Below are 19,040 nucleotides of genomic sequence, written 5' to 3'. Positions count from 1 at the left end.
TTGAAATCGAAACGGAGAACAACGATGAAAACGATGAATGGACTCAGGGTGGCACTCGGCGTTGTGGTCGCCGCGGCGTCGATCAGTGCATGGGCGCAGGACGGCGCGTCAGGGGGGGCATCGGCTGGCACGGCCAGCGCGGCGGTCACCGCGTCTGGCGGTATGACGGCCAAAGCCGCGCGGCAGGCAAATCGTGCGCTGCGACGCAAGGTGTACGCGGCGCTCGCGAAGCGCAAGGAGATCGACGCGGGTGACATCAGTATCACCGCGAAAGGCGGCGCGGTGCTGATCACCGGCACGGTCCCGGAGGCGTCGCAGATCAATACCGTCACCGAGGTCGCGAAGGGCGTAGAGGGCGTGACGTCGGTGACCAGCAAGCTCACGGTGCAGCGGCCGTTCGGCCAGTAGTGAGGCGCGCGCGCCAGTTCTGTTCGAATTGGCAGACTTGCCCCTGGATTTGAACCTGGTTCGCGTCTGCAAACGAGGCATGACCCTTCACGGTCGGCTGGCAGAACCCGCCATCGCATTTCGCGACCAGTCAGGTCCGTGAATAAGGAAATTAATGTCGACATAAATACAGTGATCTGCTATCTTGTTTGTACAGATGCAGGGCAAACAATATTTCACGGTTTCGTAACGCTGCGGCGCCACGCGGCGACGGTGGGTGGGTTAGTGAAATACCTGCCAGATACAAGGAGATACCACTCATGATTAAAGTAGAGAGACTGACCGCTTGCATTGGTGCCGAGCTGTCCGGTGTGAGTCTGGGGGATGCGTCTCGAGATGCATCGCTGTTCGCAGAAATCAAGGCACTGTTGCTTAAGCACCGAGTCCTCTTCTTTCGAGATCAGGATATCTCTCGGGAAGAGCAAGTTTCCTTTGCGCGCCGTTTTGGGAAGCTGGAAGATCATCCAGTTGCGGGAAGCGATCCGGAACACCCGGGTCTCGTGCAGATCTATCGATCGGAAGCAAGAAATCCTTACGAAAACAACTATCACAGTGATGGTCTTTGGCGGCCGAACCCATCTATGGGCGCAGTGCTGCGCTGCGTCGAGTGCCCAGAGGTCGGCGGGGACACCATCTGGGTCAACATGGTGGAGGCTTATAAGCAACTACCAGAGGAGATCAAGAAGCGCATCGACGGATTGAGAGCAAAGAGCAGCATTGAGCACTCGTTCGGTGCGGCGATGGACCCGGAGGAGCGAAGAAAACTGGCGGCGCAGAATCCGGAGGTGGAGCACCCTGTCGTGCGGACGCACCCAGAGACTGGCGAAAAGATCCTATACGTCAGCAGTTTCACGACGCATTTCATCAACTACCACACAGTTGAAAATGTGCGTTACGGTTTGGACAAGACGCCAGGTGCGGGCCTTCTGCTAAGTTATCTGCAGAGCCAGGCATCGATCCCTGAGTATCAGGTTCGTTTCCGATGGAAACCGAACAGTATTGCCGTCTGGGACAACCGGCCAACGCAGCACTACGCAGTAATGGATTATTGGCCTGCTCCGCGGAAGATGGAGCGAGCAGGAATCGAAGGCGATAAACCATACTGACAGTTTGCCTGTCCTCGCGAGGCTCGAGGTGTTCAGGCTCCGGCCGGCGGTCAGGGAATTTTTGTCGACATTACAAAGCTGGAGACTATAATGATCAAAGGATTAAATTCGACGAAAATTCACTCCGCTATCCGCCATGGCCCGAAATAAAACGCAAAACCTTCCCGATCTTTCCGCGCTCCTGACGCCCAAGAATTCACTGATGTTGGCAGTCGAGCGGGCGGTGCTGCGTGGGCAGGACTGGGCGTATGCATCGGTGCCGATTGCCGAGCAGATCGCTGCCCGGCTGGCTGGAGTCATTACGCTCGACCTCGTGAAATCGGGGCAACGCTTGCTGGAGAAGGATATCAGCGAGGTGCTGCACGTCAGCCGTGCTCCGGTGCGCGAAGCGATGCGTATATTGGAGCGGGACCGCCTGGTTGAGTTTCAGGCCAGGCGCGGGGCGATCGTTACGGCACCCGACGAGAATGAACTTCGGGATATTTTCCGGGTGCGCAGCGTGCTTTACGTCACGATGTTGGAGCAGGTGGCGCGCGAAAGCCCGGCCGAGTTCGAGGCGTTACTAACCGCACATATGCCCAAGCTAACCAGGGCGGCCGAGGAGTCGGAAGACGCCTATGCCGTGGAAAGCTTCCTCCTGAATTTCAACACGGTCGATCTGTGCCGCAACCGGCTTCTGGTCGATGTCCTGCACTCCATCTCATTGCGAACCCTGCGGTATGTCCGGCTAGGATTTGTGGCTAAGCCTCAATCGGTTCGCACATCTTTAAAATTCTGGCACGCGTTGCACAAGGCTGCGATCAAGCGGGACAACGAACTACTGCTTTCCCTTGCGGCCTCGCGGCTGGACGACGCGAGAGATGCTGCCGTTCGCGCAATCGCCGCAAATCCGGCAGACAGCCGGCGTGCACGTACTCCAAAGGCGGCGCAGCCCGAAGTCGCAGCCGCCTCTACAAAGCGAGTCGCCCCCCGCGTGCTTAGGACCGTTGAATCCTGATTGCCCGGCGTTCCATGGTTTGGAACGCCGCGTCGAGTTTTCCACTGGCGGCGGCCCGTCTATCGTCGTCGCGATGTCGCACGAATTGATCGGGACGTTCCCTATAGAGTAGGGACGAGTTGGGATGTCATGGCGTCGGAATCGGCCTCGTTTCCCGCTCATTTATCCTCTCCTCGACGCTGGGTACGCTCGCTTAAGAGCAGACACCGCATACCAGACATCCACCAGAACCGACGAAACGGCCGGCGTTGACAACGAACCAGGTTGGCCAGCATGTCGCGCACGTGATCGCGTTTCGTCGCACTCTCAATATTGCGAACCTTAGCTTCGCTTCTGGTTTATGCCGCTTCGCAGCCATTCGTCTCTACGCTCAGATATGATGCTTCGTGCGCGTCAAATAATTAATGTCGCCAAAAATAATTCTCAGTGCTATCCTGAAATCAGTGTTCATCGTCTGGAGCTTCGCGGCTACAAGGGAGGCTTTGGCGCAACACCTATCATCAAGATGCTTGAAATAAGCGTCGAAATCCAAAGCGCGCACGGCGACACAAAGAAAGCGTCCGGCGATGCTGACGGTCAGCAGAAACCACTACCGGTCCTGGCGCAGAGGTCCTGCTTCACGCGGACCAGACGACATCAAGCGGCACGATTCAGTATGAATTTAGTGAATCATCGGAGGAGACAGAATTGAACCTTTATACAAGTAGCGTAGTGCCGGCCGAGTCGGCGGCGGTTACCCGTGGCGCCCGAACCTACGCGTGGGTGGTATTTGCATTGATGTTTTGCCTCTTACTGTCCGACTACATGTCGCGGCAGGCGCTCAATGCCTTGTTCCCGATCCTGAAAGTGCAGTGGCAGCTTTCCGATACAAAGCTCGGTTCGATTAGCGGCGTGGTGCCGTTGGCGGTCGGCGTGCTGACTCTCCCATTTTCCATAATCGCGGACCGTTGGGGACGTGTCAAAAGCATTGCATTGATGGCTGCGCTGTGGAGTGTCGCCACGCTCGGGTGCGCGATTGCCAGCAGCTACCACGAGATGTTCGTCGCGCGGATCTTCGTTGGTGTCGGCGAGGCTGCCTACGGAAGTGTCGGACTCGCGATGCTCATGAGCATCTTTCCAAAGCGTCTGCGGTCTACCATTGCCGGCGGCTTTACGTCTGCCGCTGCCTTTGGGTCCGTACTCGGTGTTTCGCTTTCCGGCATCGTTGCGACTCACTTTGGCTGGCGCTGGTCGATGGGTCTGATGGCGATCTTTGGTTTTGGGCTGGTGATCATTTACTTCTTCGTCGTCACGGAAAAAAGGCTCGCGCGTGCGCATGCGGACAATGCGAGCGGAACGCCGGTGTCCGAGCGTCTGAAACTGACGCCTCGAGCGCTTTTCTCTGGCCTGTTTCCGTCCCGTTCCGTCTTTTGCGCGTACCTCGGCAGCGCCCTGCAGATATTCATTCAGGGCACGCTTTTCGTATGGCTGCCCAGCTACCTGAATCGCTACTGGGGCATGCCTGTCAGCAAGGCTGCCATAGTGGCGGCCGGCCTTGTCCTTGTCAGCGGCATGGGCCAACTCCTGTGCGGTGTGATCACCGACCGGATCAGCGGAGACTCGTCGCTTAAGAGGTGGAACATGGCCATTGGCTACTGCCTCGTGCTAGGCATCCTGCTTGCGATCGCGTTCCGCTTGCCGCCGGGTAATCTGCAACTCGCGCTCCTTGCGCCGGCGGTGTTTTTCCTTGCCAGTTCGTTCGGTACATGTAGCGCGATTATCGCTGGGGCCACACCACCGGCTATCCATGGCTCGGCATTTGCCACGTTGACGCTGTTCAACAATATCTTGGGCCTCGCGGCTGGCCCCTTTTTCACCGGTGTGGTAGCGGACGCGGTGGGTCTTCAAGGCGCGTTGCGCTGGCTTCCGCTCGCGGCAGTTCTGCCCTTAACGGTGTACCTCATTGGCCGGTGGCGCTACATCGTGGAAGCGCGACGCGGCTGACCGTGCCGCCGGCGTCGCGAACCTCATTGACTGGACGTTTTCCGATGTCCATGTTCCGAGTGGTCCGCCTTGATGGGCCAACTACACCGCTTACGCCGGGCGAGCCAGAAACTTCTGCAAATACGGACTTGCCATGTCAGACCTGAACTCCTCTCTGCCGCTCGCAGGCGTGCGCGTGCTCGATTTTTCCCGCGTACTGGCGGGCCCGTGGTGCGGCATGGTGCTGGGCGACCTCGGCGCCGAAGTGATCAAGGTCGAGCACCCGAAACGCGGCGACGACACGCGCGATTGGGGCTTGCGCATTGGATCGACCGAGACGGCCTATTTCAATAGCGTCAACCGCAACAAGCGCTCCGTGAGCCTCGACCTGCAAACCGCCGAGGGCCAGCAGATCGCGCGGGATCTGGCTCAGAAGAGCGACGTCGTGATCCAGAATTTCAAGTTCGGCGGCATGGAGAAGCTGGGTCTCGGATACGAGCAGCTGAAGCAGAATCACGAGGGCCTGATCTACTGCTCGATTTCCGGCTACGACCGCACGGGACCGGAAGCCGCACGTCCCGGCTACGATCTGGTGGTTCAGGGCGAGGCCGGGCTGATGGCGCTCAACGGCGAGGCCAGCCAGCCCCCGTTAAAATTCGGGATCGCCGCAGTCGACATGTTCACCGGGATGTACTCGGCCCAGGCCATTCTGGCGGCACTCTTCGAGCGTCAACGAACCGGCAAGGGACACCACATTGAAATGGCGTTGTTCGATTGCGGACTGATGATCACTTCGTATTGCGGGATGGAAGCGTTGATCTCGGGCGAGGACACGCCGCGTTACGGAAACGCGCATCCTTCAATCGTCCCTTACGGTGTGTTCGATGCCGCGGACGGCCCGCTCGTCATCACGGTCGGCAACAATAACCAGTTTGTGCGCTTTTGCCGCGAGGTGATCGAACGGCCCGATCTTGCCGAGGACGATCGCTTCCAGACCAATATCGGCCGCGCTGCGAATCGGGCGGTGCTGGTGCCCGAAATCGATCGCGAGATTGGACGAAGAGCGCGCCGCAGTCTGCTCGACCGTCTGACGCAGGCCGGCATTCCATGCGGTGAAGTGCTCGGGCTCCACGAAGCGCTGACCTCGAAGCGCGCGACGGATGCCGGACTCGTAACGACGCATTCGCATCCGGAGGTTGGCAGCACGCAAGTGCTCGCTCCGCCCTGGCGTTTCGACGGCGCGCGCCTGCCGGTACGAAGCGCCCCGCCTCGACTGGGGGAGGGCACGGACGACGTGCTCCAGACGTTGCTCGGGTTGTCCGGCGAGCAACTTTCCCGGTTAAAGGCTGACGGCGTCATTTGACGTCGCGTGTTGACGCAGCATCATGCGCTTGACGACGTGAACCCATGCCGGGACTTTCACCCGGCCGTGTGCTTACCCGATCGCCAGACCATGTAGCTGCTCTCTCGAATGCGGGCGCGTAAGTGGAGCAAGATCGAAACGCTTGTCGAACTCGTCGACGAGATAGGCGCCGATCGGCAACGCGGAGGTCGCCGCCGGAGACGGCGCGTTGCATACATGCAGGCTGCGCTGCGAGGAGCGGATCAGGAAGTCATGCACCATGCTGCCGTCCGCCATCACGGCCTGCGCGCGTACGCCGGACGGGTAAGGTTCGAGGTCGGACAGCGCGAGTTCCGGACAATAGCGGCGGCACAGTTCGAGATAGCCCCGTTTCCATAGCGAGTTGCGCATCTCGATGAGCCCCGATGCGCCATGCTTTCCGAGCATCTTCCAGAAGCCCGGGAAGGTTGCCATGTCGGCCAGATCCTTCAGACTTGCGTCGCGCCAGCGATAGCCCTCGCGCGCGAGCGCAAGCACGGCGTTTGGACCCACCGTGACATATCCTCCAATCATGCGCGTCAGGTGCACGCCGAGAAAGGGCAGATCAGGATCTGGCACCGGATAGATCAGGTGCTTCACGATGTCGTTCTTCTCTGCCGGCAACCGATAGTATTCACCGCGAAATGGCACGATCCGAAAATCGAGATCGACATTGCACATCTTCGCGAGGCGATCCGCCATCAGTCCCGCGCAGACGATGGCGTGCTTTGCCCGGAAGCGGTCGCCTGACGTTTCCGCGGTCATGCCGTTTTCGTCCTCATGGAGTGCGTCTACACGCTGGTTCAGCAGAATCTGCGCGCCTCGCTCCTGCGCGAGTCGGGCCATCGTCGTGGTCATGGCCGGATAGTCCGCAATGCCGCTCGTTGCCACGCGGATCGCTGCACGTCCCGCGATGCGCGGTTCCAGTTCCCTCAATGCAGCCTCATCGAGCATCTGCGGGTCGAGCCGGTTCTGCTCGCAACGTGCGTAGAGCGCATTCAGCCTTTCGACTTCGACGTCTTCGGTTGCGACGATCAGCTTGCCGCATTGCTCGACCCGCACGTCATGACGGCGGGCGAACTCATAGGTCGCGGCGGCGCCTCGCCTGCAGAACTCGGCCTTGAGGCTTCCCGGCGCGTAATACACGCCGGCGTGAATCACGCCGCTGTTGTGACTGGACTGGTGAGCTGCGAGTGAGGCCTCCTTCTCGAGCAGCAGCACGCTCAGGCCCGGATGACGTTCGATCAGTTGCATGGCCGTCGAGACCCCGACGATGCCACCACCCACGATAAGGACGTCCGCGTCATAGCCGCGGTGATGCTGGACGGTCGTCATTGTGCGAACACTCCGCGTTGGCGCATCAGTTCACGATGAAGCGCCGGATGCTTCTGGAACGGCGCCCGGCCATGCAGCCAGAAATAGTTGTTGAGGACCACGAGGTCGCCCACGGGAAGCGGTACTTCGCGCGTCGCGGAAGACGCTTCCATCGACGCCGACAGGTTATGCAGATAAACCGCTTCGGCCGATGAACGGGGCTGTACGAACTGATCGATAAACGACATCGCCAGGCCATACTCGCTCTGGAAAAACACGGGGCGTTCGATCTGCGCGTCGACGTTCTTAGAACCGGGCGCCTTGTAGAGAAATGGCCCGGTGCCGAGTGGATCGTCGAGGAACGTGTCGCGCTCGCTCCAGTCGTCGATATGCATGAAGCGTGACTCGCCTCCGGTCGCGTTCTCTTCCGCGAACTTCATCATGAGCAGCCATTCGGTCGGCTCGTCGACAAAGGTTCCGTCTGTGTGCAGCGTGAACAGGCGGTATGCCTGACGCAGGTAGGAGTCGCTGTCGTCCGTGTTCTTCACGAGGAAGCGCGCGTAATACGTGCCGGACATTGCGTCGTGATTCGCCGGTCCAAGCAGGTACCCGACTGCCGTTCCGAAACGGACGAAGTCGCGAGGGTCGGCGCTCGCGTCCTGGACGCCCAGCGTGAATCCGCCGGTGGATCGATCCCGCACGAGTTGCCGAAGTGCGGAGGCGAAACCGTTGCCGACTGCGCGCTCGAGCGCATCCGCAACCATAAAGCGCATGAACGGCACGTATTCGAGGTTCTGGAGGTCGATGTCTTTGACTGAAGAGAAGAATGTCTGCAACGCGTCACGTTGCACCGTGATATGACGCAGACGTTCGTGATGCGGATGACGCTGGATCGAAAACTTCTGTTGCGAATCGACCGGTGCAGCCATCGGCAATGCGGTGACGGAGCTCATGAAGGTGTCCTTGGGAAGAAAGTATGGCTATTTGACTCCTTATCTGTGATTCGTTAAACACGTATAAACTGCATTTTTATTCGCGAATTGAGATTAAAAATGATCGATAGCCGGCAACTCAAACTGTTCGTCGCATTGGCCGAAGACTTGCACTTCGCTCACACAGCCGACCGGCTCGACATCGCACAATCGGCGCTCAGCCAGCAGATCAAGCGGCTCGAAACCGATCTCGGCGTGCGGTTGCTCAACCGCAACAAACGTGCGGCTATCACGCTGACCGATGCAGGGGACGTTTTTCTGGTCGAAGCCAAGGCCGCACTGCGGCAACTGGAACGCGCCGATCGCATCGGGCGTCTGGCGGCAAGAGGAGAAGCGGGTCAGGTTGCGCTCGGCTATATCGGCTCGGCCGTTACAACCGGGCTGCTGCCCGATACGCTTAGGGCGTTCAGGGTGGCGAGCCCGGACGTCCGCATGCACGTCGTGGCGATGGAAACACCGACGCAACTGGAGCGATTGTCTGACGGGACTATCGATGTCGGTTTCATTCGGCCCCGCCCGCATTATCCCGATGGGGTCACGGCCAAAGTCGTTCAGCGCGAACGCTTGCTGATTGCTCTGCCGGCGGACAGCCCACTTGTGCGCGTGAAAGCCGTGAAGGCTTCCGAATTGCGGGGGGTGTCATTCATTGCGCCGCAGTTTAACGAGGCGGCGGGCTTCGCGGAAGATCTCGCCAGACTTGGCCGCGTCGGTGGGTTCGATGCGCAACCCGAGTATCGGGTCAACGATTTCATGACTGCGGTCAGCATGGCGTCGGCGGGCTATGGGGTAGCCCTCGTGCCTCAATCCATCCAGGGATTTGCTCAACCCGGCGTGGTGTTCAAACCTTTAAGCGACTTCGAAGACCAGGTCGAAATCGCGGTGGCGTATCGAGTTCGCGAGCATTCGCCGTGCGTTCTGAGGTTCATCGATACAGCGCTGTCATACGGCGGCGTCATGAAGCGCCAGGGGACGCGCCGCACGACGCGTTAGAGAGCCTCGTCTGTCGTCTGTCCGCGCACTGCGCCGCGCATCGCCCGGCTCTCTTTGGCGCTGCAACCGAATTGCGTGTGATACCAGCGGGAAAATGCGCTCGGAGCGGAAAAACCGAGCAGAGTCGCCACCTCGGTCAAGGGACGATCGCTCTCGATGACGTGACGCGTGCTCAGTTCCTTGCGGACGTCGTTGACGATCGACGAGAAGCTCTGCCCCTGTTCCGCCAGCCGGCGCTGGACCGTGCGGCACACCACGCCGAGGTGCCCGGCCACCTGTTCGATGCCGCAGCGTCCACTGGGTAACAGCAGCAGGATTGTGCGCCGCACGTCCTCAAGCATGGTCGCTTGCTGCGACATGACAGACGCGTCTAACAACTGCTGCGCGTAGCGCGCCATGGCCGGATCGGCTGACGGGTTGCGTGCGTCGAGATCGTCCTTCGAGCAGATAATGCAGTTGAAGTCATAGTCGAACTCGACGCAACTGCCAAAAAACCGTTGGTGTGTACTGGCGTCGCGCGGCGCCGGATGTTCGAAGCATACCCGCCGCGGCTGCCAGTCGGTCTTGAGGAGCTGGCGTATCAACTGCACCATCACACCTAGCGCCAGCTCAACCCTTTGGCGCGTGGGCTGATGCGCACTGCCAGCAATGACCACCTCGCGAATGATGACCAGTTCGCCGTATTCCTCGACCGCCAGCGACAGCGCCCCGTTGAGCAAGGCCTGGTAGCGCATCAGCATGTCGAGCGAGTCGCGCAGCGTTGCCTGGTCGCGGATCAGCAATCCTACCGCCCCGAGGTTGGACAAGAGGCGCGTCTCGGCCATGCACAGTCCGAAACTCTCGTTGCCTGACAGGGTGGCGGACGCCTGGAGCAGTTGTCCGACACGCTCGACCGGAATCATGAGGTCCGGCTCGCGCAGTACGCACGGGCTTAACCCCGCGTCAAGAAGCATCCGCACCGGGTCCAGTCCGGATGCACGAGCGACCTGGCTGTAGTTGGTTAAGCTCGCAGCGCGGACAAGTGTCGACATCGGAAAACTGAATAGAAGACTGGCACAAAATGATAAGTCCGTGTCATGTAATGTCAAGCGGGGGAAACCCATCACACCCACACTATCAAGCTTGATTGGTCCGATCGACAAGCGGACCATCTGAACACGCGAGGCGTCAGGACCACGGCCGGTATTTCAAAAAATGTTGGGAGACAAGCATGAACGCGATACCCGATGGCGCGGCGGCCGGCAACAACGACGACTACCTGACGAGCAGGCGGCAAGCCTGGTTTGCATTCGCGCTGACCTTCGCACTCATGATGTTCGATTTTATCGACCGACAGGTGATCGTTTCGCTATTTCCTCACATCAAGAGCGAATGGCATCTGAGTGACAAACAGTTGGGTTCCCTGGTTTCCATCATCTCCATCGTGGTGGGGGCGGGCGGATTGCCGGTAGCGCTGGTGGCCGACCGCATGGGCCGTGTGAAGAGCATCGTCGTGATGGCTATCGCATGGAGCCTCGCCACTATCTCGTGCATGTTCACCGCCAATTACAGTCAATTGTTTGTGGCGCGTGCGATGGTGGGGGTGGGCGAAACCGGCTACGGTTCAGTGGGAGCAGCCCTGATCTCCACACTGTTTCCCAAGCGCTTGCGCAGCGCCGTGCTCGGCGCCTTCTTCGCTGCTCCATCGCTCGGTTCAGTGCTGGGCGTGGTGTTGGGGGGCATGATCGCGGCCAGGTGGGGCTGGAAGGCCGCCTTTGGCGTGGTCGGTGTACCCGGGCTCGTGCTGGCCCTGCTTTATCTGCTCGTGCGCGACTACAAGACGGTGGCGCTAACGCCAGGCTCGAATCAGGTAACCCAGTCTCTGGGTGGGACGCTCAAGCACATCTTTGGCACGCTGGCACGCACGCGCACGCTGTTGTGGCTCTGTGCCGGAGCGGCGGCAGAACTGATTACGGTGTCGGCCATCTGGTCGTGGCTGCCCAGCTACCTAAACCGTTTCCACGGCATGGCCCCGGAGGCTGCAGGCAAGGCGGCTGCGGCGGTGGTCCTGGTCGGCGCCTTTAGCTGCACGTTCTGGGGCATTGTGGTGGGACGCCTGGCCGTTCGCACACCGCGCAACAAGCTGCCCGCGCTGTCCGTACTGTGCCTGATCACATCGGTGATCTTCATGGTGGCGTTTGGCGGCACCTACACGAGCGATACACAGTTCAAGCTGATCCTTCTTGGCGCTTTTTTCATGAACTGCACCGTCGGTGTGGTTGCCGGCGTTGCCATGGACGTCATTCACCCAGGTGTGCGCTCTACCGGCGCGGCCGTCCTTTCCCTGTTTCAAAACGTGTTTGGCCTGGCCGTGGGTCCGTTTCTGGCGGGTGTCCTGTCCGACCAATGGGGTTTGCAGCACGCGCTGACCTTCATTCCTCTGTGCAGCGTATTAGCCGCGGTGTTTTTTGTCGTCGCAATGCGCAGTTACGACGCGGACGCCACCAGGATCTCCGGTGTGAAGCTGGATGTGGCGCCAGCCCTCGCCGGCACCCTGAGCACCGGCACTGCGGTCTGATTTTGGGGCATTGGGGCAAGGAGACGCGTCGAACAAACGAAGTCATTGGATTACCGAAAGATAACTATCAATGATAAGCATGACTGAATGTCGAGATCGCCAACCCAATCTCCCTATTTCCTTCCTAAATCCCAACCTGCGATTGGAGACATGACATGAATTTTCTCGACGGTTCCCTCTACCCCGAAAACCAGCAACCCCTGATCATCACGGCTGCACCCTATGCCCCAGGATGGCTGCCCTCAGATTTTCCCGAAGACATCCCGGTCACGATGGAGCAGCAGATCCAGAAGGCCGTGGATTGCTATAACGCCGGCGCCACCGTGTTGCACCTGCACGTGCGCGAACTCGACGGCAAGGGCAGCAAGCGCCTGTCGAAGTTCAACGAGCTGATCGCCGGCGTACGCGCCCGCGTGCCCGAGATGATCATCCAGGTGGGTGGTTCGATCAGCTTCGCGCCTGAGACCGAAGGTGCCGCGGCCAAATGGCTGAGCGACGACACGCGCCACATGCTGGCCGAGCTCGATCCCAAGCCGGATCAGGTTACGGTAACGATCAACACCTCGCAGATGAACGTTACCGAACATGCGGAGCTGGCGGATTTCAAGGGCACATCGAGAGAAAATCCGGCGATCTACAACGCCTACAAGGAGATGACCGTGCCGGCTCAGCCTGGCTGGGCCGAGGAGCACATTCGCCGTCTGAGCGAAGCCGGCATTCAGAGCGCCTTCCAGTGCTACAACATCAACAGCTTCGAGTCGGTGGAGCGGTTGATCCGGCGTGGCATCTATAAGGGCCCGCTGGTGATGAACTGGGTGGCGATCAGCGGCGGTATGGACGCACCGAATATCTACAACCTGGCCAACTTTGTGCGTGCTACGCCGGACGGCGCAGTACTGACGGTAGAGAGCTCAGTGCGCAACGTACTGCCGGTCAACATGATGGGCATTGCTCTGGGGCTGCACGTGCGCTGCGGCACCGAGGACTGTCTCTGGAACCAGGCGCGCACGAAGAAGATGAGCTCAGTCGAGCAGATCGAGCAACTGGTGCGCATTTCGCGCGAGTTCGGCCGCGAGGTGGCCACCGCCCAGGAGGCGCGCGAAATCAGCAAGATCGGCGTGTTCTACGACACGGCGGAAGAGACCCTGCTGGCCAACGGCTTCGCGCCCAACCGCAACGGTGGTAACCAGGGCTTCCTGCGCAAGGCCGTCTGAATTTTTGAACGCCAATTGGTGTGAGGCTAGCCGGCGGATGATTGGATGGGTACGAGACTATGCAAGAATCCGCATCTATTACGATCCGATCTCACAAGCAAACAGAACCTCTATTGTGCTAGTTTCGCCATGCGTAGTCCCCGTTGCGGATGCGCGAGTGTGCTAACAGTTCAATTGGGACAACACGTACCCGGCGTGGAGCAGAGAATCGCCTGTGAGGGCATCGAATTTTCGCCAGTGGGGCGGTCGTCAAGGACAACCGAAACGTGTTCCGTTTCACTAATGAGTGTGAAAATGACAAACGGCGTAGGTGGTAGTGATCAGGAAACGGCATTGGCGCGACTCTTGCCATGCGCGAGCGAGGTTGAGGAAATCAGTGCGGTTGAGCACCAGACGCGGATAAGTAAATTGCAGAGCAATATGACGGATGCTGGCGTCGATGCGGTTTACGTCAACGCGGGAACGAATCTGCTTTATTTCACTGGAATTGAATGGCACCCCAGTGAAAGGCTGCTTGGTGCGATCATCCCTGCGAAGGGGAGCTTGATCTACATCGCTCCGTGGTTCGAGGAAAGAACATTGCGCGATCGCATGAAGGTCGAAAGCGACGTCATGTGCTGGCACGAAGACGAAAGTGCGTATGCGGCATTTTATAAAGCCTTGCTTGCAATCGGCATCGCGCCAGTTCACGGAAGTCACGCGAAAATTGCTATCTGTGGAACCGCCTCCACATCGGTCTATTTTGGATTGAAGGAACACTCGGAGAATTATGAATTAGTCTGTGCCGACGCTTTGATCAGGTCTTTGAGAAAGAACAAATCGCGCACGGAGATTGCAATCATGCAGGCCGCTAAGGACATGACTTTGCAGGTTCAGCAGGCGGCGGCAAGCATTTTGCGCGAGGGAATTAGCACGGTGGAGGTTTGTGATTTCATCGACCGTGCGCATCGGAAAGTGGGTGCAGCAGGATCGCATTTCTGCATCGTTCTGTTTGGGGAGGCCACATCGTATCCACATGGAGTCAAAGAGCCGCAAGTTCTCAAACGCAATGACGTGGTCCTGATCGACACCGGCTGCAAGTACAGGAACTATGTTTCGGATATCACGCGCACCTACGTTTTCGGTGATGCAAACGATCGGCAGCGATTTGTGTGGAACGCAGAAAAGGCAGCACAAGCCGCTGCTTTTGATGCAGCCCAGTTGGGTGTTTCATGTGCAGAGGTCGATCGCGCGGCGAGACGTTGCCTGGAAACCTATGGGTTCGGCCCAGGCTATCATCTGCCGGGTCTGCCGCATCGGACTGGCCACGGCATTGGTCTCGACTTGCACGAGGCGCCGTATCTGGTGGGCAACGATGAAACGCCGCTGGAAGTTGGCATGTGTTTTAGCAATGAACCCATGATCTGCATTCCCGGCGAATTTGGAGTGCGGCACGAAGATCACTTCTACATGACCGAGGAGGGGCCGAGGTGGTTTACCCAACCGGCATATTCCATCGACGATCCTTTTCGCGCTGCGTAGTTTCTACGGACGAACACTTCCGGGCGAAGTCACCGGAATCCGGTGACGGAGATATCAACTGCAATAGCACAGGCCCGCTCTCATACGAGATACGGGCCTGTTTCAGGACGCCGGGCGGGTCGACTAAATTCTTACTTTTGCCGGCAGCAGCGGGTCGACCAGCTTAGGACTGCGCGTCGCTGTCCTAAGCTGGTCGACCCGCTACCGGAAAGTCGTACGCCTTCACCCCTTGCGGAACATAGCCGCTCCCCATGGCGCACCGATCGTGCCGCCGTCGACAACGATTTCCGCCGCCGTGATTCCCGAAGCATCGTCGGACGCGAGGAAAAGCACGGCCTTGGCAACTTCTTCAGGTGCCGCGAGGCGAGCCATCGGAATGCGCGGCGCGAGCGCTGCTTCTTCGGTCCCGTCGATCGTTGCGCCGGCCCGTGCGCCGCGCGTCCAGATCGGTGTGCGCGTGCCACCGGGAATCACGGTGTTGACGCGAATGCCACGCTGCACGAGTTCGGAGGCAAACACCTTTGCCATGCCGGTGACGCCCGCCTTCGTTGCGGAATAAGCGGCCGACCCGGGCGAGCCCAGCTCGCGCATCACGGAGCCGTTCAATACGATCGAGCCTCCGGCGCTCATCAACGGCAGAGCCGATTGAACCGTGAGAAAAACAGCGGTGAGATTGGTGCGAAGAATCGCCTCAAATGCAGCAGCGGTCGTGCCGCCGAGCGGGGTCGGACCGGAGATTCCGGCGTTGGCGAACACGATGTCGAGGGACCCGAATGCCGCCTGGATCTGCTTGAACATCGACTCGATCGCGGTTTCATCGTCGAGATCGGCCTGAATGCCAAGCGCGTTTTCGCCGAGCTCGGATACTGCCTGATCCAGTTTTGCACGATCGCGGCCGGTGATCGCAACACGCGCGCCTTCGGCGATCAAAAGCTGCGCCGCAGTAAAGCCAATGCCACTGTTGCCGCCAGTGACGAGCGCTGTCTTTCCAGTAAAACGCATAGCCTTCTCCTGTGTATTACGCCGCGAGATCACGTTCAGAGCCGCCCCTGCTGACGGCGCGAAAACCTCGCAAAAACGTCGCAATAATCCCGCAAAATCTCTGTTAAGCAGCGCAGGACAGACGCTGCATCCGAACTGGCATGAGCATCGTCAATACCTCATTCTGTATGTTGATCATCATGCAGGAATTCAGTATTATGCTCATCATGCAGATTGTCAAGCGTGATGAGGCAAAAAATGGGTTATTCGCAGGCACAAAAGGCTGAGAGCAGGCAGCGGGTTCTGGAGAACGCGTCACGCCAGATTCGCGAACACGGCATCGAGGCGCTCGGTGTCGCCGACTGCATGCGCAGCGCGGGGCTTACGCACGGTGCGTTTTACGGTCATTTTTCGTCGCGTGATGCGTTGATCCTGGAGGCGCTCGAGCACGCGGTTAGCCAGAGCGAGAAACGCATTGCGTCTCACGTAACCAGTTCGGGAAAGCGTGGGGAAACGCCTCTGCAGTCGATTGCCGAGATTTTCCTCAATGAGCGTCACCTGAAGAATCCCGGCAATGGATGCGCGCTATGCGCACTCGCCGGGGAAGCGCGGCATGCGAATCCGGACGTCAGGGAATTGCTTACAGGTTACGTGCGCAAACTGGCGTCAAAAATAACGCAAGCCGCATCCAGCGATAGCAAAGACGCTGGCCTGGGTATCGTCGCGGCCATTGTGGGGGCCATTACGCTTGCGCGCGCCGTTGACGACGACAAACTGGCGAAATCAATTCTCTCCGCGTCGCTCGCGCTGGTCATGAAAAGCTGAGCACTCTCTCTGCGCGCCCGGGCTTTTCTTGATTAACCTCCGCCCGCACCGTTTGGTCGTGCGTGCGGTCCCACTCGCGCAACTTCACCTGATCGATCAGGGAAACTGCCACAGCCCGGCGACAGCGGACTGTGGCGCAAGACATTCATCGTCGGAAGGACCCGCGTTGCGCGTCAGATGGATGGAGGCGTCTTGACGGGCAAGCCAGAGGCTGGATCGAGGTAGAGCTTGCTCTCACGGTGCTCATCGTGGCGGCGGTTGAAATCGAACATACCCATGATACTGCCCGCCTTCGCGTCGAACGAGCCGCCGCCGATCCGCTTGCCATCAAGCCAGTTGTCCTCGATGAAGCGCACTACTGACGACTGATCGATCAGCGTATGGTCGACGTAGTTCTGTTTCGCCCATGGCGAAATCACAACAAACGGGATGCGGGTACCCGGACCGCACCGGCCGTTCACAGGTTTGCCATTCAAACCGTCGGGTCCAGTGCCTGAGCCGCAAATACCTGGGCCGGTCAACTGATCCGCGACCGAGTCGAACGAGGCGCTTGTCGGCAGCGCGTAGGCGTGGTCGTACCAGCCGTCGGAGTCATCCCATGCCACGATAACGGCCGTGTCGCGCCAATCCGGTTGCTGTTGCAGGAAGTTGACCACCTTCGTAACGAACGCCTGCTCGTCAAGCGGATCCGAGTACCCGGCGTGACCGTCCTGATAGGCAGGCGCCTTCAGGAAGCTCACCGCAGGGAAATTACCCGCTTGAACGGCGCTATAGAAATCGTCGATGTCGTACTGGTGATTCGCGGGATCGACGGTCAAGCGATGTTCTCCGTAGGTATGCCCGATGGCCGACACCGAACTGGGGCGCAGATGCTGCGGGTTTGACGTCGATGCGAAGTACTGGAACCAGTTGTGGTGCGGAATGTAGTCGGCCGTGGCGGCGCCGACCACTTGTGACGTCGTGCTGCGTTTGCATGCTGTCGTTCCGTTGCTGTTCGTGGTCGACAGATTGAAGCCCCCCATGAAGCCGCCCCACGAAATGTTGCGCGCGTTGAGCAGGTCGCCGATGTTCTTGCCGGTCATCTGCGCGGTATCGGTGGTGCTCGAGCACAGGTCGTAGGCAGGATCGACGTCGTTGATCATCGTGAATCCGCCTTGGCCGTCGTTGACGTAATACGAGCCGGCCGTCGAGGGCTGCTTCGACGTCAGGACGACTTTCATGCCGTTGGTCTGTCCTGAGACGACTTCGAGGGCACCTGGCGTCGACGGACCATAGGTCGAGGTATAGGCGCTATCGCTCATCGCGAAGTTCTGCGCATAGTTCCAGAGCGCCGTGACCGTATTGCCGTCGTAGTAACCCATCACCTGGCCGGCCGTGCCGAACGCACCAGCGCCGCCGCTGGTGCCGCGGCCCGTGAATTCCGGAAAGAGGTCTGCACGGCCGTTGTCGTATGCCTGCTGCTCAGCTGTGTACGCATGATTCTGGTCGGCCGTGGCCGCCTGCGTGCGATCGAGACGAAACGGATTGGCCGCGCCCGTGCCATTGGCAGAATTCGTAGAGTTCGGGTTGGCCGTCAACAACGTGCCCGATAACCCGTTCACCTCTGGCGTGCCGGCTTGCGCCGAAAACGCAGGTTCGCCAGACGGATTTGCCGCATGCGGGTAGGTCGCGAAGTAGTGATCGAACGATACGTTCTCACCGTAGATCACTACCAGATGCTTAATGGGTGTCGCTGTATGGACTTCATCCCGACGCGAGCCATGCTGGTCCCCGTCGTGGTCTTCGCTGGCGCTCCATGCAGCCGTCGTCGCAAGCGCGACAGCCGTGAGCGAAATAAAGGCAATCCGACGCCAAAGCATTGTGTGGCTCCCAGTAGTGTTACCCAAAGAAAATCGCGGCGCCCGGGATGGCTTGGCAAACTGCTTCACAACGCCGATCCGATTCGACAATAGAGAGCCACGCGGTGGTTGCATTACAGCAAGCGCCAATCATTCAATCACGCACGTATGAATGATTGGCGTCAGATACCTTACAAGTTGTTTCGATTCGCGATCTGCGTATCGGGGCGTCAACTCGATCGTGGCTGGGAAGATCGGTTGAAGGAAGGTTGGCAATGCCTGTCATGTTTCAGGCAGGCATTGAAGCGGGAAGGGAGCATGCATGCAATGTGAGTGCGACGCATCCGGCAGAACCTGGCCAGCTAATACAGTTAAAGACCTTCGACGTGCCGAGCAAAATTGGCGACAATGTTCCCAAGGACCGATTGCGGGTCGTGCTCCGTTGTTGGAGACGCCGCTGAATCTAACAGGAAACATGAGACGACTATTGCTCGCTGCGCTGGCAGCCACCTCTTTCGTGACTGGCGTTCATGCGCAAAGCAATGCGCCTGGCCCGCTCGTCACGCCCTCGGGTAACTTGCAATTCGTGCGCGTCGACCGCGATTTTGTGGGGATGCTCGACAAGGAAATTTTCGATCGCTTCAGCGCGAGCACGCTTACGCATTTCGATGAAGTCGGCAACGAAAATGACAGCGTCACGCGCACGCTCGTCCAGACTGATTCGGGTCCGGTGCTGTACGACTTTCGCCGCCAGCCGCCACTGGTGCAACGCACGGGTAAGCGCATGACGGTCAAGCGTGTGTTCTGGCAAGACGATGAAGTCGTGATGCAAAGCTCGGAAGGCTGGTTTCGGTTTAAACGCAGCGTGCTGACGAAACTGCAGTCGTCCACGACGACGTACCATTGATTACGCGC

The 19,040-nt window shown here is 59.2% G+C and carries 16 protein-coding genes; 11 read left to right on the top strand and 5 right to left on the bottom strand.

Annotated elements, in window-relative coordinates; translation table 11 throughout:
* Positions 1-24: 24 nt before the first annotated feature.
* From B0G76_RS32265 to B0G76_RS32245, 5 genes are all read left to right on the top strand, one after another.
* Positions 25-408: a BON domain-containing protein gene (locus tag B0G76_RS32265; protein ID WP_120296073.1), complete on the top strand. Its 384-nt coding sequence runs from the start codon at positions 25-27 to the stop codon at positions 406-408.
* A 299-nt stretch (positions 409-707) separates the two neighbouring features.
* A complete protein-coding gene (locus B0G76_RS32260; protein ID WP_409076739.1) occupies positions 708-1,553 on the top strand; it encodes a TauD/TfdA dioxygenase family protein in 846 nt (281 codons plus the stop codon).
* A gap of 136 nt (positions 1,554-1,689) precedes the next feature.
* The gene (locus B0G76_RS32255; protein ID WP_120296072.1) at positions 1,690-2,550 is read left to right on the top strand and encodes a GntR family transcriptional regulator; all 861 of its coding nucleotides are present in this window, start codon (positions 1,690-1,692) and stop codon (positions 2,548-2,550) included.
* Between the two features lie 687 nt (positions 2,551-3,237).
* On the top strand, positions 3,238-4,533 hold the full coding sequence (locus tag B0G76_RS32250; protein ID WP_259460789.1) for an MFS transporter: 1,296 nt from the start codon (positions 3,238-3,240) through the stop codon (positions 4,531-4,533).
* A gap of 133 nt (positions 4,534-4,666) precedes the next feature.
* Entirely contained in the window at positions 4,667-5,875 is a 1,209-nt protein-coding gene (locus B0G76_RS32245; protein ID WP_120296071.1) for a CaiB/BaiF CoA-transferase family protein, read from the top strand.
* A gap of 72 nt (positions 5,876-5,947) precedes the next feature.
* Here the strand turns inward: B0G76_RS32245 and lhgO are convergent, their stop codons facing one another.
* Together lhgO and glaH are read right to left on the bottom strand one after the other, a co-directional pair.
* Complete coding sequence (lhgO, locus tag B0G76_RS32240) at positions 5,948-7,228, bottom strand: L-2-hydroxyglutarate oxidase (protein ID WP_120296070.1); 1,281 nt, start codon at positions 7,226-7,228, stop codon at positions 5,948-5,950.
* Positions 7,225-8,160, bottom strand: coding sequence for a glutarate dioxygenase GlaH (glaH, locus tag B0G76_RS32235; protein ID WP_259460788.1), 936 nt, complete (start codon positions 8,158-8,160; stop codon positions 7,225-7,227). Before glaH ends, lhgO begins: the two co-directional genes overlap by 4 nt.
* Positions 8,161-8,259: 99 nt before the next feature.
* Here glaH and B0G76_RS32230 point away from each other — a divergent pair, with 99 nt between their 5' ends.
* Complete coding sequence (locus B0G76_RS32230) at positions 8,260-9,189, top strand: LysR substrate-binding domain-containing protein (protein WP_120296069.1); 930 nt, start codon at positions 8,260-8,262, stop codon at positions 9,187-9,189.
* Here B0G76_RS32230 and B0G76_RS32225 read toward each other — a convergent pair.
* The gene (locus B0G76_RS32225) at positions 9,186-10,220 is read right to left on the bottom strand and encodes an AraC family transcriptional regulator (protein WP_120296068.1); all 1,035 of its coding nucleotides are present in this window, start codon (positions 10,218-10,220) and stop codon (positions 9,186-9,188) included. The two genes, B0G76_RS32230 and B0G76_RS32225, sit on opposite strands and share 4 nt — an antisense overlap.
* A gap of 179 nt (positions 10,221-10,399) precedes the next feature.
* Between B0G76_RS32225 and B0G76_RS32220 the strand changes: the two genes are divergently transcribed.
* The 3 genes from B0G76_RS32220 (at position 10,400) to B0G76_RS32210 (ending at position 14,481) form a co-directional block, all read left to right on the top strand.
* Complete coding sequence (locus B0G76_RS32220) at positions 10,400-11,746, top strand: MFS transporter (RefSeq protein WP_120296067.1); 1,347 nt, start codon at positions 10,400-10,402, stop codon at positions 11,744-11,746.
* Positions 11,747-11,901: 155 nt separating this feature from the next.
* Entirely contained in the window at positions 11,902-12,960 is a 1,059-nt protein-coding gene (locus B0G76_RS32215; RefSeq protein ID WP_120296066.1) for a 3-keto-5-aminohexanoate cleavage protein, read from the top strand.
* A gap of 294 nt (positions 12,961-13,254) precedes the next feature.
* Positions 13,255-14,481: a Xaa-Pro peptidase family protein gene (locus B0G76_RS32210; RefSeq protein WP_120296065.1), complete on the top strand. Its 1,227-nt coding sequence runs from the start codon at positions 13,255-13,257 to the stop codon at positions 14,479-14,481.
* Between the two features lie 222 nt (positions 14,482-14,703).
* On the opposite strand, the gene B0G76_RS32205 is transcribed toward B0G76_RS32210, so the two are convergent.
* The gene (locus tag B0G76_RS32205) at positions 14,704-15,483 is read right to left on the bottom strand and encodes an SDR family NAD(P)-dependent oxidoreductase (RefSeq protein WP_120296064.1); all 780 of its coding nucleotides are present in this window, start codon (positions 15,481-15,483) and stop codon (positions 14,704-14,706) included.
* A 237-nt stretch (positions 15,484-15,720) separates the two neighbouring features.
* On the opposite strand from B0G76_RS32205, the gene B0G76_RS32200 reads away from it, so the two are divergent.
* Positions 15,721-16,287, top strand: a complete 567-nt coding sequence (locus B0G76_RS32200; RefSeq protein ID WP_120296063.1) for a TetR/AcrR family transcriptional regulator — start codon at positions 15,721-15,723, stop codon at positions 16,285-16,287.
* Between the two features lie 173 nt (positions 16,288-16,460).
* On the opposite strand, the gene B0G76_RS32195 is transcribed toward B0G76_RS32200, so the two are convergent.
* The gene (locus B0G76_RS32195) at positions 16,461-18,146 is read right to left on the bottom strand and encodes a phospholipase C (RefSeq protein WP_120296062.1); all 1,686 of its coding nucleotides are present in this window, start codon (positions 18,144-18,146) and stop codon (positions 16,461-16,463) included.
* A 454-nt stretch (positions 18,147-18,600) separates the two neighbouring features.
* Between B0G76_RS32195 and B0G76_RS32190 the strand changes: the two genes are divergently transcribed.
* Entirely contained in the window at positions 18,601-19,032 is a 432-nt protein-coding gene (locus B0G76_RS32190; RefSeq protein ID WP_120296061.1) for a hypothetical protein, read from the top strand.
* The last annotated feature ends 8 nt before the right edge of the window (positions 19,033-19,040 follow it).

It is taken from the genome of Paraburkholderia sp. BL23I1N1 (assembly GCF_003610295.1).
GTDB lineage: Bacteria > Pseudomonadota > Gammaproteobacteria > Burkholderiales > Burkholderiaceae > Paraburkholderia.
This window is presented reverse-complemented; position numbering and strand designations above follow the sequence as displayed.

Coding starts and splice junctions, on each gene's coding strand:
- B0G76_RS32265 (WP_120296073.1), top strand. CDS start 25: ATGAAAACGATGAATGGACTCAGGGTGGCACTCGGCGTTGTGGTCGCC.
- B0G76_RS32260 (WP_409076739.1), top strand. CDS start 708: ATGATTAAAGTAGAGAGACTGACCGCTTGCATTGGTGCCGAGCTGTCC.
- B0G76_RS32255 (WP_120296072.1), top strand. CDS start 1,690: ATGGCCCGAAATAAAACGCAAAACCTTCCCGATCTTTCCGCGCTCCTG.
- B0G76_RS32245 (WP_120296071.1), top strand. CDS start 4,667: ATGTCAGACCTGAACTCCTCTCTGCCGCTCGCAGGCGTGCGCGTGCTC.
- lhgO (WP_120296070.1), bottom strand. CDS start 7,228: ATGACGACCGTCCAGCATCACCGCGGCTATGACGCGGACGTCCTTATC.
- glaH (WP_259460788.1), bottom strand. CDS start 8,160: ATGAGCTCCGTCACCGCATTGCCGATGGCTGCACCGGTCGATTCGCAA.
- B0G76_RS32230 (WP_120296069.1), top strand. CDS start 8,260: ATGATCGATAGCCGGCAACTCAAACTGTTCGTCGCATTGGCCGAAGAC.
- B0G76_RS32225 (WP_120296068.1), bottom strand. CDS start 10,220: ATGTCGACACTTGTCCGCGCTGCGAGCTTAACCAACTACAGCCAGGTC.
- B0G76_RS32220 (WP_120296067.1), top strand. CDS start 10,400: ATGAACGCGATACCCGATGGCGCGGCGGCCGGCAACAACGACGACTAC.
- B0G76_RS32215 (WP_120296066.1), top strand. CDS start 11,902: ATGAATTTTCTCGACGGTTCCCTCTACCCCGAAAACCAGCAACCCCTG.
- B0G76_RS32210 (WP_120296065.1), top strand. CDS start 13,255: ATGACAAACGGCGTAGGTGGTAGTGATCAGGAAACGGCATTGGCGCGA.
- B0G76_RS32205 (WP_120296064.1), bottom strand. CDS start 15,483: ATGCGTTTTACTGGAAAGACAGCGCTCGTCACTGGCGGCAACAGTGGC.
- B0G76_RS32200 (WP_120296063.1), top strand. CDS start 15,721: ATGGGTTATTCGCAGGCACAAAAGGCTGAGAGCAGGCAGCGGGTTCTG.
- B0G76_RS32195 (WP_120296062.1), bottom strand. CDS start 18,146: ATGCTTTGGCGTCGGATTGCCTTTATTTCGCTCACGGCTGTCGCGCTT.
- B0G76_RS32190 (WP_120296061.1), top strand. CDS start 18,601: ATGAGACGACTATTGCTCGCTGCGCTGGCAGCCACCTCTTTCGTGACT.